Raw genomic sequence first — 12,126 nt, forward strand, 5'->3', positions numbered from 1 at the left:
CATTTAAACTTGGGTTAATCCGTTATTTTACCCTTTTCCACGGTAAACATCTTCGAATTTTCATCCGACATGTCCATAACGTGTTCAGCGCTGATCGCGCTGACGAAAACCTGTGATTGCGTCGCTTTTAAGCGGCTGGCCAGCAGCCCGCGACGCGCGTCATCAAGTTCAGAGGCAAAATCATCTATCAGGTACAGGCAGCGCCGTCCGCTTTCACGGGTCAGGAACTCGCCTTGTGCCAGGCGCAGTGCGCACATCAGCAGCTTAAGCTGCCCGCGCGACAGGGTATCTTCCACCGGCGCGCCGTCGGCGCGTATGCGAAAGTCCGCTTTATGCGGGCCGTGCGCGGTGTAGGTCAGCATTCTGTCACGCTCGAAGTTCCGCTCCAGCACCTCGGCATAATCCGTCTCTTTTTCCCAGCCGCGCTGGAATGAGAAGGTGAGGGAGAACTCCGGTAAAAACTGTTTGCAGGTATCCGCCATATCCTCGGCGATACCGGTGCTGTATTCGGCACGCCAGCGGCTGATTTGTTCCGCCAGGGGAATCAATTCTTTATCCCAGGGGCGCAGCTGCTCATAGCGGCTGACCTGGCGTAGCGCGGCGTTGCGCTGCTTCAGCAGGCGCTTGAGGTTGCTCCAGGCGGTAAAGAACCCGGCTTCGTTGTGGAAGCATCCCCAATCAAGGAATGCTCTTCTGTATTTGGGGCCGCCGTTGAGTAAAGTAAACCCCTCGGGCGTGATGAGCTGCATCGGCATCAGCAGCGCAAGTTCGGCAACTTTGTGACCGTCGGTGCCGTCGATGCGTACTTTACTGTCGCCCAGCTTGTCTTTAGTGAGGCCAATGGTGGTTTCGCGCTCTTCGCCTTGCAAACGCCCGTGCAGCACGAATGCGTCCTGCTCATGGCGAATCACGCGGCCAATCTGCAAACTGCGAAACGCCCGGCCATGGCCGAGCGTATAGATGGCTTCCAGCACGCTGGTTTTGCCACTGCCGTTTGCGCCAACCAGGAAGTTAAAGCCGGGAGATAAGGCGAGATCCGCGCTTTCGATGTTGCGAAAGTCGCGGATCAACAAGCGGGTGAGCGACATTACAGTCTCATTGGCATGACAACATAGGCTGCCGACTGTGATGCGGCATCTTCAATCTGAACGCTGGAAACGGAGTCCGTCAGCAAAATACGTACGTTTTCACATTTCAGCGCATTCAGCACATCGAGGACGTAACTGACGTTAAAGCCAATTTCCATCTCGGTGCCGGAATAGTTGACGTCCAGAATCTCTTCCGCTTCTTCCTGTTCCGGGTTGTTGGCGGTGATTTTCAGCTGATTTTCGCTGACAAACAGACGCACGCCGCGGAATTTTTCGTTGGAAAGAATGGCCGCACGCGCGAACGCCTGCTTGAGAATATCGCAACCGGCATCCAGATGTTTGTCCGGATTCTTCGGCAATACGCGGCGATAATCCGGGAAACGGCCATCAACCAGCTTAGAAGTGAAGATAAAATCGCCGACATGCGCGCGGATGTTGTTACTGCCAATTTGTACGCGCAGCGGGTTATCACCGCCGTCGAGCATACGCATCAGTTCAATCACGCCTTTACGCGGCACGATCACCGAATGGTTCGGCAGCGATTCGCCGACCGGCATAGAGCATACCGCCAGGCGGTGACCATCGGTCGCCACGGTACGCAGCTCTTCACCTTCGGTTTCAAACAGCATGCCGTTTAAGTAATAACGAACATCCTGATGCGCCATCGAGAACTGGGTCGCTTCAATCAGACGTTTCATGGTCGCCTGTGGCAGGGTGAATTCCACCTCGCTCTGCCAGTCGTCCAGATTCGGGAAGTCTGCGGCAGGCAGCGTGGAGAGCGAGAAGCGGCTACGGCCAGAACGGACCAGCATGCGGTCGCCTTCCAGCTGCACGGCGATCTCGGCGCCTTCCGGCAGACCACGGCAGATATCGAAGAATTTACGCGCCGGGACGGTGGTTGCGCCGGGCTCGTGCGCCTGTACCAGCGCCACGCGAGCGACCATCTCCATTTCTAAATCGGTACCGGTCAATGACAGCGTACCGTCAGCGACCTGCAACAACAGGTTTCCGAGAATAGGCAGCGTCGGGCGGCCACCTAACGGGCCACTCACCTGTTGTAACGGTTTTAATAAATGTTCACGTTCTACGGTAAATTTCATAGCGTCACGACGATAATGTTCTGATTAAATTTGAAAAATCTTCTTTGATATCGTGGCTCTCTTCACGCAGCTGCTCAATCTTGCGGCAGGCATGAAGCACGGTAGTATGGTCACGACCACCAAATGCGTCGCCAATTTCTGGCAGACTGTGGTTGGTCAGCTCTTTAGCCAGCGCCATCGCCATTTGACGCGGACGCGCCACCGAACGGGAACGCCGTTTGGAGAGCAGATCCGCCACCTTAATCTTGTAGTACTCGGCCACTGTCTTCTGAATATTGTCGATAGTGACCAGTTTTTCCTGCAACGCGAGTAAATCGCGCAGCGCTTCGCGAACGAAGTCGATAGTGATAGCCCGGCCCGTAAAGTTGGCGTTGGCAATCACGCGATTCAGTGCCCCTTCCAGCTCACGCACGTTAGAGCGTAGACGCTTGGCAATAAAGAACGCCACCTCACCCGGCAGACGAATGTCGTTCTCGTCGGCTTTTTTCATCAGAATGGCAACGCGGGTTTCCAGTTCCGGCGGCTCAATCGCCACCGTCAGGCCCCAGCCGAAGCGGGATTTCAGACGATCTTCCACGCCGTTGATCTCTTTTGGATAGCGATCCGACGTGAGGATGATCTGCTGATTACCTTCCAGCAGGGCGTTAAAGGTGTGGAAAAACTCTTCCTGGGATCGTTCTTTATTGGCAAAGAACTGAATGTCATCGATAAGCAGGGCATCGACGGAGCGATAGTAGCGTTTGAACTCCTCGATGGCGTTGTTTTGCAGGGCTTTTACCATGTCCTGCACAAAACGCTCGGAGTGCATGTACACCACTTTGGCATTCGGTTTACGTGCGATGATGCCGTTACCGACCGCATGTAATAAGTGCGTTTTACCGAGGCCCGTTCCGCCGTATAAAAACAGCGGGTTATACGCGCCGCCAGGGTTGTCCGCCACCTGACGCGCCGCCGCGCGAGCCAGTTGGTTCGACTTACCTTCAACGAAGTTATCGAAGGTGTGTTTTACGTTGACGTTGGAGCGGTAAGAAGGCTCAGCCGGGGCCGGAACGTTATCCCACCCCTGACGCGGAGCGGGCACGGCGCGTGGCGTATGCACCTGCGCGGCCTGTGCAGGGATCGCGACGTTTGCCGTCTCTTTGAGGGTATGGGTGACCGGTTTGGTGCCCACTTCAAAGCGCAGCTGTGGGGCGTCAGAACCGCAGAAATCATTCAGCAGCCCGTTGATATTGTTCAGGTATTTGTCTCTTACCCAATCAAGCACAAAACGATTTGGCGCGTACAGGGCCAGCGTGTTATCGCTCAGTTCCGCCTGCAACGGGCGGATCCACATGCTGAATTCTGTGGCTGGTAACTCATCCTGCAATCGGGCAAGACACTGCTGCCAAAGCGAAAGTGACACGGCGGACTCCACTCGAAAAAAGTCGATACACATCATCGTTCAGGCGACCCTGTCAGGGTGCTGTTGATGAACCTGCCTGACATAAACTGTCGGGGACTCACTCAGTAGCCGCAGATGCAGCCTGAATAGTGCTGTGTATAAGATTAAAAAGTTCGTGATTATTGGCACACGTCGAAAAGACCCAATGCACAAGGGTGACGTGCGAACCGCTCTTTGCGGTTTTCCACAAAACACCTCGGGCTGCCCGTGGGCAGTACCGCAACCAGAAACACCGGAAGCGTTCAGTGTGTTTTCCCGGTTCAGGATCCGTTGATCCGATCAGGACCGCGGATCATAGCCTAAACTGAGCCAGAGATCTTCTGTTTCTCACAGATTCTTCCCGATTTATCCACAGGAAGGATCGAGACCGGCTAAGTGTAAACGATCCGCAAGAGAAGGAGGGGGGATTTACGCCGCATATTGGAAAAATTAATGAGTAACGACAAATTTTTGCTTAAATGATCTAACAAAGATCCTGGATGATCCTTGCGCTTTAATGGTCAGGCCGTATAATCCCCGACCCAGCGCATGCTACGTGCCTACAGGCGTCAGATGTTGCTCATTTTCCGTGCTAATCGCTACAAAAAAACGTGGTAAATTGCGCGGTAAATAAGGAAAGAGAATTGACTCCGGAGTGTACAATTATTACAATCCGGCCTCTTTAATCACCCATGGCTTCGGTGTCCATCGTTCGATTTTCGGGCGGATATCCAATAAAGCCATTGAATTTATTCAAGTTTAGGTAGAAATCGCCATGAAACGCACTTTTCAACCGTCTGTACTGAAGCGCAACCGTTCTCACGGCTTCCGTGCTCGTATGGCTACTAAAAATGGTCGTCAGGTTCTGGCACGTCGTCGTGCTAAAGGCCGCGCTCGTCTGACCGTTTCCAAGTAATAAAGCTAACCCCTGAGTGGTTAAGCTAGCATTTCCCAGGGAGTTACGTTTGTTAACTCCCACTCATTTCACATTCGTCTTCCAGCAGCCACAACGGGCTGGCACGCCGCAAATCACCATCCTCGGCCGCCAAAATTCGCTGGGGCATCCCCGTATCGGTCTTACAGTCGCCAAGAAAAATGTTAAACGTGCGCATGAACGCAATCGGATTAAACGTCTGACGCGTGAAAGCTTCCGTTTACGTCAACATGAACTCCCGTCTATGGATTTCGTGGTGGTGGCGAAGAAGGGGGTTGCAGACCTCGATAACCGTGCTCTTTCGGAAGCGTTGGAAAAATTATGGCGCCGCCATTGTCGCCTGGCTCACGGCTCCTGATAGCCCTCATTCGGGTCTATCAACGCCTGATTAGTCCGCTACTCGGGCCGCATTGCCGTTTCACTCCTACCTGTTCACAATACGGAATTGAGGCATTGCGCAGGTTTGGAGTGATAAAAGGCAGTTGGTTGACAGTGAAACGCGTATTAAAATGCCACCCTTTACACCCAGGTGGAGACGACCCCGTCCCCCCCGGACCTTTTAATACCAGAGAACACTAACGATGGATTCGCAACGCAATCTTCTCATCATCGCTTTGTTGTTCGTGTCTTTCATGATCTGGCAGGCTTGGGAGCAGGATAAAAATCCTCAACCTCAGCAGCAGACCACGCAGACTACGACCACCGCAGCGGGTAGCGCCGCCGACCAGGGCGTACCGGCCAGTGGCCAGGGGAAACTGATTACGGTGAAAACCGATGTGCTCGAGCTGACCATCAACACCCGTGGTGGTGATGTTGAGCAGGCACTCCTGTTGGCTTACCCGAAAGAACTCAAATCTTCTGAGCCGTTCCAGTTACTGGAAACGACGCCGCAGTTTATCTATCAGGCACAAAGCGGCCTGACCGGTCGTGATGGCCCGGATAATCCGGCAAATGGCGATCGTCCGCTGTATAACGTCACCAGCGATACCTTTGTAATGGCCGATGGCCAGAACGAACTGGTTATCCCGATGACCTATACCGATAAAGCGGGCAACACCTTCACCAAAACCTTCACCCTGAAAAAGGGCGAGTATGCGGTGAACGTGGGCTACAGCGTACAGAACAGCAGCGAGAAACCGTTAGAGTTGTCCACCTTTGGTCAGCTTAAGCAGTCCATCAATCTGCCCTCTCACCGCGATACGGGCAGCAGCAACTTTGCGCTGCACACCTTCCGCGGCGCTGCGTACTCCACGCCTGATGCGAAGTATGAAAAATACAAATTCGATACCATTGCAGATAACGAAAACCTGAACGTCAGCTCCAAAGGCGGTTGGGTGGCGATGCTGCAACAGTATTTCGCGACCGCGTGGGTTCCGCGTAACGATGGCTCCAACAACTTCTATACCGCTAACCTCGGTAACGGCGTTGCAGCGATCGGCTACAAATCTCAGCCTGTTCTGGTTCAACCGGGTCAAACCGGTACGCTGGGCAGCACCCTGTGGGTTGGTCCGGAAATTCAGGACAAAATGGCAGCCGTCGCGCCGCACCTGGATCTGACCGTTGATTACGGTTGGTTGTGGTTCATCTCTCAGCCGCTGTTCAAACTGCTGAAATGGATCCACAGCTTCCTGGGTAACTGGGGCTTCTCCATCATCGTCATCACCTTCATCGTTCGTGGCATCATGTACCCGCTGACTAAAGCGCAGTACACCTCCATGGCGAAGATGCGTATGCTGCAGCCGAAAATTCAGGCAATGCGTGAGCGTCTGGGCGATGACAAACAGCGTCAGAGCCAGGAAATGATGGCCCTGTACAAAGCTGAGAAGGTTAACCCGCTGGGCGGCTGCTTCCCGCTGCTGATCCAGATGCCAATCTTCCTTGCGCTGTACTACATGCTGATGGGCTCCGTTGAACTGCGTCATGCGCCGTTCGCACTCTGGATCCACGACTTGTCCGCACAGGACCCGTACTACATCCTGCCGATTCTGATGGGCGTAACGATGTTCTTCATTCAGAAGATGTCGCCGACCACCGTAACCGACCCGATGCAGCAGAAGATCATGACCTTTATGCCGGTCATCTTCACCGTGTTCTTCCTGTGGTTCCCGTCTGGTCTGGTGCTGTACTATATCGTCAGCAACCTGGTGACCATTATTCAGCAGCAGCTGATTTACCGTGGTCTGGAGAAACGTGGCCTGCATAGCCGCGAGAAGAAAAGCTCCTGATTCGGTGTAAGCCGGGTAAGCGTAGCGCCCCCCGGCAATCGGAACAATAATGATAGGGCGGTCTCATGACCGCCTTTTTTTATTTGTATTGGACGAGATATATCATGAGCCATAACGACACGATCATCGCCCAGGCGACACCTCCGGGACGCGGTGGTGTGGGTATTCTGCGCATCTCTGGCCTGAAAGCGCGTGAAGTGGCCGAAGCCGTGCTGGGCAAACTGCCAAAACCTCGCTACGCCGACTATCTGCCGTTTAAAGATGTCGATGGCACTGCGCTGGATCAGGGCATCGCCCTGTGGTTTCCCGGACCAAACTCCTTTACCGGTGAAGACGTGCTGGAACTTCAGGGACACGGCGGCCCGGTAATTCTGGACCTGCTGCTCAAACGTATTCTGACTCTTCCGGGCGTGCGTATCGCAAAGCCGGGCGAGTTCTCTGAGCGCGCGTTTCTCAACGATAAGCTCGATTTGGCGCAAGCAGAAGCGATTGCCGATTTGATCGACGCCAGTTCAGAGCAAGCGGCGCGTTCCGCGCTGAACTCATTGCAGGGTGCATTTTCTGCTCGCGTAAATCACTTAGTGGAAGCACTCACTCACCTGCGCATCTACGTGGAAGCCGCCATCGACTTCCCGGATGAAGAAATTGATTTCCTTTCCGACGGTAAAATCGAAGCGCAGCTGAACAATGTGATGACCGATCTCGACGCCGTGCGTGCCGAAGCGCGTCAGGGCAGCCTGCTGCGTGAAGGGATGAAGGTGGTGATTGCCGGACGTCCAAATGCCGGGAAATCGAGCCTGCTGAATGCGCTGGCCGGGCGTGAAGCCGCCATCGTTACCGATATCGCAGGCACCACGCGCGACGTGCTGCGCGAACATATTCATATCGACGGCATGCCGCTGCACATCATCGATACGGCGGGCCTGCGTGAAGCCAGTGATGAGGTGGAACGCATCGGTATCGAGCGCGCCTGGCAGGAAATCGAACAGGCCGACCGCGTGCTGTTTATGGTCGATGGCACCACCACCGACGCCGTTGATCCGGCGGCTATCTGGCCTGATTTTATCGCCCGCCTGCCGGCAAATTTGCCGATAACCGTGGTGCGAAACAAAGCGGATATCACCGGCGAACCGCAGGGATTGAGCGAGGTGAATGGTCACTCACTCGTTCGTCTTTCCGCGCGTACCGGCGATGGCGTGGAAGTGCTGCGCAACCATCTTAAACAAAGCATGGGCTTTGAAACCAATATGGAAGGCGGCTTCCTGGCGCGTCGTCGCCACCTGCAGGCGCTGGAACAGGCCGCAGAGCACCTTCAGCAGGGCAAGGCGCAACTGTTGGGCGCATGGGCGGGTGAACTACTGGCTGAAGAACTGCGCCTCGCACAGCAAGCCCTGAGCGAGATTACCGGGGAATTCACCTCAGATGATTTGTTGGGGCGGATTTTCTCGAGTTTTTGCATTGGGAAGTAAGAAATTTTTGTCAGACGTTCGCGCCCATCGCCGGATGGCGGCTGTGCCTTATCCGGCCTACAGGTTTTGTAGGCCCGGTAAGCGTAGCGCCACCGGGCATTTAGCACCACTGCCCGCCATGTGAGTTTTCCCCACAGGAAATCACACTTGTCCAAATGGCAACTCGCCAGCCATTCGCCCTCCCCGTATCCTGAGCGCCACGCTTATTGTGAGGACGCTATGGCCCGCTATCTCCTGTGTAGTTTCGCCCTTGTTTTGCTTTATCCCGCGGGTATCGACATGTATCTGGTGGGTTTACCGCGTATTGCCGCCGATCTCAACGCCAGCGAGGCGCAGCTGCATATTGCCTTCTCGGTCTATCTGGCCGGAATGGCGACCGCGATGCTGTTTGCCGGACGCGTCGCCGATCGCTCAGGGCGTCGGCCTGTCGCGCTGTTTGGCGCGGTGGTGTTTGTGCTGGCCTCCGCGCTGTGCGCGCTGGCGCAGGAGAGTTCGCTGTTTCTGCTGGGGCGTTTCGTACAGGGGTTTGGGGCCGGGAACTGCTACGTCGTTGCCTTTGCGATTCTGCGCGATACGCTGGATGACCAGCGGCGTGCCAAAGTGCTGTCGCTGCTGAACGGTATCACCTGTATTGTGCCCGTACTGGCGCCGGTGATGGGCCATCTGATTATGCTCAGCTATCCCTGGCAGAGCCTGTTCTGGACCATGTTAACCATGGGCGTAGTGGTGTTCCTGCTTTCACTGCTGGTGCTGAAAGAGACGCGGCCCGATAAACAACAACATGCCACCGCCCACTCTGCGCCCTCATCCGAATCGCTGCTCGACCGATTCTTCCTCAGCCGCCTGGCCATCACCACGCTTAGCGTCTCGGTGATCCTCACCTTTGTGAATACGTCGCCGGTGCTGTTGATGGAGATGATGGGCTTTGCGCGCGGCGAGTATGCCACCACCATGGCGTTAACGGCGGGCGTAAGTATGGCGGTCTCGTTCTCGACGCCGTTTGCGCTGAGCATCTTTAAGCCACGCACGCTGATGATGACCTCGCAGTGCCTGTTTCTGGCGGCAGGCGTGGTGCTCATCCTTGCGCCAACCCACGCCGTTACGCTGTTTGGCATTACGCTGATTTGCGCAGGGTTCTCGGTCGGCTTTGGCGTGGCGATGAGCCAGGCACTCGGCCCGTTCGCCCTGCGTGCGGGCGTCGCCAGTTCGGTGCTGGGCATTGCTCAGGTCTGTGGGTCATCGCTGTGGATTTGGCTTGCGGCGGTGCTCGGCCTCAATGCGCTGAATATGCTGATCGGGATTCTGATTGCCTGTAGCATACTGAGTCTATTGCTGATTCTCGCCGTCACGCCCAACAGGACCGCGCATCGCCATGAAGAAATCCATCACCAGCCTCGATCTTAACCTGCTGTTATGCCTGCAACTTCTGACGCAGGAGCGCAGCGTGACCAAAGCGGCGAAGCGGATGAGCGTGACGCCGTCGGCGGTCAGTAAGTCTTTGGCCAAGTTGCGCGCCTGGTTTGACGACCCGCTGTTTATTAATACGCCTTTAGGGCTGACGCCGACGCCTCTGATGGTGAGCATTGAGCAGGACCTCGCGGACTGGATGCAGATGGGTAAGCAAATCCTCGATAAGCCGCACAACGACACGCCGGGAGGACTAAAATTCGAGCTGGCGGCGGAATCGCCGCTGATGATGCTGAAATTTAATACGCTGTCGCAGCAGATTTATCAGCGTTACCCGCAGGCGTCGATAAAAGTGCGTAACTGGGATTACGATTCGCTGGATGCCATTACGCGCGGTGAGGTGGATATTGGTTTTACAGGCCGCGAGACGCATCCCCGTTCACGGGAATTACTCAGCGCCCTGCCGCTGTCGATCGACTTCGAGGTGCTGTTTACCGATCTTCCGTGGGTCTGGCTGCGCGAGGATCATCCGGCGCTGCGCGAAGAGTGGAATCTGGAGACCTTCCTGCGCTATCCGCACATCAGCATTTGCTGGGAACAGAGTGACACCTGGGCGCTGGACAACGTGTTGCAGGAGCTGGGACGCGAACGCACTATCGCCCTGAGCCTGCCGGGTTTTGAGCAATCGCTGTTTATGGCCGCCCAACCGGATCATTCGCTGATCGCTACCGCGCCGCTCTACTGTCAGCACTACAATCAGCAGCATCATCTACCGCTGGTTGCCCGTCCGCTGCCCTTTGAGGAAAGCCTGCGCGAGAAGATGAGGGTGCCTTTTACGCTGCTGTGGCACAAGCGCAACAGTCACAACCCCAAACTCGTCTGGCTCAAGGAGAGCATAAAATCGTTATATCGGGATATTAAGTGATCCTGCTTATTTATGTCATTTTTGCGACATATTTAACTGTAACGGCTAAGGAATTGTAAAAGTCCTGTCCTGACCCTTTCAAAGTCTGCGCTTCCGCATTAAAACGTATACGTTTCACCGATAATATAAGGGTGAAATTTATTAACGGACCATTAATCACGGAGCGAAAAATGGCGATACATTTTGCAAGAGGGATACTGAACGACGGGCATATGCTCTCGGTCAGGCTGTCGACAGCCTGTCATAATGCGGCCCGCGAGTTACCATCACATCGACGAACACGATTTCTGGCGTCACGCGCCCTGCTCGCCGAACTGGTGTTTATGCTCTACGGCATCAGCGAACTACCAGAAATCATCAATCAGCCTGATGGCAGGCCGGTTTTTCGTGACCCCAACCTTCCCGATTTTTCGCTGGCCTACGCCGGAAACATTGTCGGAGTCGCCCTGACGACGGAAGGAAAATGCGGGCTCGATCTTGAACTACAACGTTCGGCCTATTCGCTATCACGCGCCCAGAATCCGGAAATCGACGGCTTCACCAGTAATGAGAAGCTGTGGATTAAAAATCAAAATGACGCCAATGAAGCGCAGGTTCAGTTGCTGACCCTGCGCCACAGCATTCTGAAACTCACCGGTGAAATTCATCACGATAAGCCCGAACTGCTCCAGCTGTTACCGGGCTCGGGGCGTTTGCGATCGGCTCGTCTGGCGCAACTGGAAGCCCTGAGCGATGCTGAGGATGTGCTGGTCTGGTCGCTCGCCGCGACGCCCGCCATCGAGAAGCTCAAAATCTGGCAATATGACGGTAAGCACGGCTGGCAGAGCCTGCCCGACGCGCAAACGCGCGCGAATGCCGAAGATGCCCGTCTGATGCGATTCACCAGCCTGTCGGCTGATAAGGCTCTTATACTCAATTAGCCTGGCCGTTGTTGGCCAGTAGATAAACAGGAGTAATCATGTCCGAAGCGTTGAAAGTTGTTACGTTACTGGGAAGCCTGCGCAAAGGTTCATTTAACGGTATGGTTGCGCGCACCCTGCCGAAAATTGCGCCAGCGGGTATGGACGTTGCTCCGCTGCCGTCGATTGGCGATATCCCGCTGTATGACGCCGACGTTCAGCAGGAAGAGGGTTTTCCGCAAAGCGTATTAGCGCTGGCGGAGCAGATTCGCCAGGCTGATGGCGTGGTGATTGTGACGCCGGAATATAACTACTCGGTGCCGGGTGGCCTGAAAAACGCCATCGACTGGCTGTCACGCCTGCCGGAACAGCCGCTGGCCGGTAAGCCGGTGCTGATTCAGACCAGTTCTATGGGCGCGATTGGCGGCGCACGCTGCCAGTATCACCTGCGTCAGATTCTGGTCTTCCTCGATGCAATGGTGATGAACAAGCCGGAATTTATGGGCGGCGTGATTCAGAACAAGGTCGACCCGCAGTTGGGTGAAGTGATTGAGCAGGGTACGCTGGATCATTTGACCGGTCAGTTGACCGCGTTTGGCGAGTATATTTCGCGGGTTAAGGCGTAAAAATTTTTCCCTCATCCCGGCCCTCTCCCACAA

Annotated in this window: 12 protein-coding genes; 9 read left to right on the top strand and 3 right to left on the bottom strand. The window is 55.2% G+C overall.

The window, feature by feature from the left end; genetic code table 11:
• Positions 1-14: 14 nt before the first annotated feature.
• From recF to dnaA, 3 genes are read right to left on the bottom strand one after another with little or no spacing between them, the layout of a single operon-like run.
• Positions 15-1,088: a DNA replication/repair protein RecF gene (gene recF / locus G163CM_RS17750; protein ID WP_015343928.1), complete on the bottom strand. Its 1,074-nt coding sequence runs from the start codon at positions 1,086-1,088 to the stop codon at positions 15-17.
• Positions 1,088-2,188: a DNA polymerase III subunit beta gene (gene dnaN / locus G163CM_RS17755; protein ID WP_015343927.1), complete on the bottom strand. Its 1,101-nt coding sequence runs from the start codon at positions 2,186-2,188 to the stop codon at positions 1,088-1,090. Before dnaN ends, recF begins: the two co-directional genes overlap by 1 nt.
• Positions 2,189-2,192: 4 nt before the next feature.
• Complete coding sequence (dnaA, locus tag G163CM_RS17760; RefSeq protein ID WP_041686133.1) at positions 2,193-3,590, bottom strand: chromosomal replication initiator protein DnaA; 1,398 nt, start codon at positions 3,588-3,590, stop codon at positions 2,193-2,195.
• A gap of 793 nt (positions 3,591-4,383) precedes the next feature.
• On the opposite strand from dnaA, the gene rpmH reads away from it, so the two are divergent.
• The 9 genes from rpmH (at position 4,384) to G163CM_RS17805 (ending at position 12,093) form a co-directional block, all read left to right on the top strand.
• Positions 4,384-4,524: a 50S ribosomal protein L34 gene (gene rpmH, locus G163CM_RS17765; protein WP_000831330.1), complete on the top strand. Its 141-nt coding sequence runs from the start codon at positions 4,384-4,386 to the stop codon at positions 4,522-4,524.
• 16 nt (positions 4,525-4,540) lie between these two features.
• On the top strand, positions 4,541-4,900 hold the full coding sequence (gene rnpA / locus G163CM_RS17770) for a ribonuclease P protein component (protein ID WP_014072458.1): 360 nt from the start codon (positions 4,541-4,543) through the stop codon (positions 4,898-4,900).
• Positions 4,864-5,121, top strand: coding sequence for a membrane protein insertion efficiency factor YidD (yidD, locus tag G163CM_RS17775; RefSeq protein ID WP_015966614.1), 258 nt, complete (start codon positions 4,864-4,866; stop codon positions 5,119-5,121). Before rnpA ends, yidD begins: the two co-directional genes overlap by 37 nt.
• A gap of 2 nt (positions 5,122-5,123) precedes the next feature.
• Positions 5,124-6,767, top strand: a complete 1,644-nt coding sequence (yidC, locus tag G163CM_RS17780; RefSeq protein ID WP_231825810.1) for a membrane protein insertase YidC — start codon at positions 5,124-5,126, stop codon at positions 6,765-6,767.
• 104 nt (positions 6,768-6,871) lie between these two features.
• Positions 6,872-8,236: a tRNA uridine-5-carboxymethylaminomethyl(34) synthesis GTPase MnmE gene (gene mnmE / locus G163CM_RS17785; protein WP_231825811.1), complete on the top strand. Its 1,365-nt coding sequence runs from the start codon at positions 6,872-6,874 to the stop codon at positions 8,234-8,236.
• Between the two features lie 219 nt (positions 8,237-8,455).
• Positions 8,456-9,640: an MFS transporter gene (locus G163CM_RS17790; protein WP_231825813.1), complete on the top strand. Its 1,185-nt coding sequence runs from the start codon at positions 8,456-8,458 to the stop codon at positions 9,638-9,640.
• A complete protein-coding gene (gene yidZ, locus G163CM_RS17795) occupies positions 9,609-10,568 on the top strand; it encodes an HTH-type transcriptional regulator YidZ (RefSeq protein ID WP_231825814.1) in 960 nt (319 codons plus the stop codon). The genes G163CM_RS17790 and yidZ overlap by 32 nt, the downstream gene beginning before the upstream one ends.
• A gap of 170 nt (positions 10,569-10,738) precedes the next feature.
• Complete coding sequence (locus tag G163CM_RS17800; protein ID WP_231825815.1) at positions 10,739-11,488, top strand: 4'-phosphopantetheinyl transferase family protein; 750 nt, start codon at positions 10,739-10,741, stop codon at positions 11,486-11,488.
• 38 nt (positions 11,489-11,526) lie between these two features.
• Positions 11,527-12,093 carry an NADPH-dependent FMN reductase gene (locus G163CM_RS17805; RefSeq protein WP_015966609.1) on the top strand — a complete coding sequence of 189 codons (567 nt, stop codon included), beginning with the start codon at positions 11,527-11,529 and terminating at the stop codon, positions 12,091-12,093.
• Positions 12,094-12,126: the final 33 nt, after the last annotated feature.

Origin of the sequence: Pseudocitrobacter corydidari (assembly GCF_021172065.1) — a bacterium.
GTDB classification, from domain to species: domain Bacteria; phylum Pseudomonadota; class Gammaproteobacteria; order Enterobacterales; family Enterobacteriaceae; genus Pseudocitrobacter; species Pseudocitrobacter corydidari.

Excerpts from the sequence above, each read along its gene's own strand:
- recF (WP_015343928.1), bottom strand. The coding sequence starts at position 1,088 with ATGTCGCTCACCCGCTTGTTGATCCGCGACTTTCGCAACATCGAAAGC.
- dnaN (WP_015343927.1), bottom strand. The coding sequence starts at position 2,188 with ATGAAATTTACCGTAGAACGTGAACATTTATTAAAACCGTTACAACAG.
- rpmH (WP_000831330.1), top strand. The coding sequence starts at position 4,384 with ATGAAACGCACTTTTCAACCGTCTGTACTGAAGCGCAACCGTTCTCAC.
- yidD (WP_015966614.1), top strand. The coding sequence starts at position 4,864 with ATGGCGCCGCCATTGTCGCCTGGCTCACGGCTCCTGATAGCCCTCATT.
- yidC (WP_231825810.1), top strand. The coding sequence starts at position 5,124 with ATGGATTCGCAACGCAATCTTCTCATCATCGCTTTGTTGTTCGTGTCT.
- mnmE (WP_231825811.1), top strand. The coding sequence starts at position 6,872 with ATGAGCCATAACGACACGATCATCGCCCAGGCGACACCTCCGGGACGC.
- G163CM_RS17790 (WP_231825813.1), top strand. The coding sequence starts at position 8,456 with ATGGCCCGCTATCTCCTGTGTAGTTTCGCCCTTGTTTTGCTTTATCCC.
- yidZ (WP_231825814.1), top strand. The coding sequence starts at position 9,609 with ATGAAGAAATCCATCACCAGCCTCGATCTTAACCTGCTGTTATGCCTG.
- G163CM_RS17800 (WP_231825815.1), top strand. The coding sequence starts at position 10,739 with ATGGCGATACATTTTGCAAGAGGGATACTGAACGACGGGCATATGCTC.
- G163CM_RS17805 (WP_015966609.1), top strand. The coding sequence starts at position 11,527 with ATGTCCGAAGCGTTGAAAGTTGTTACGTTACTGGGAAGCCTGCGCAAA.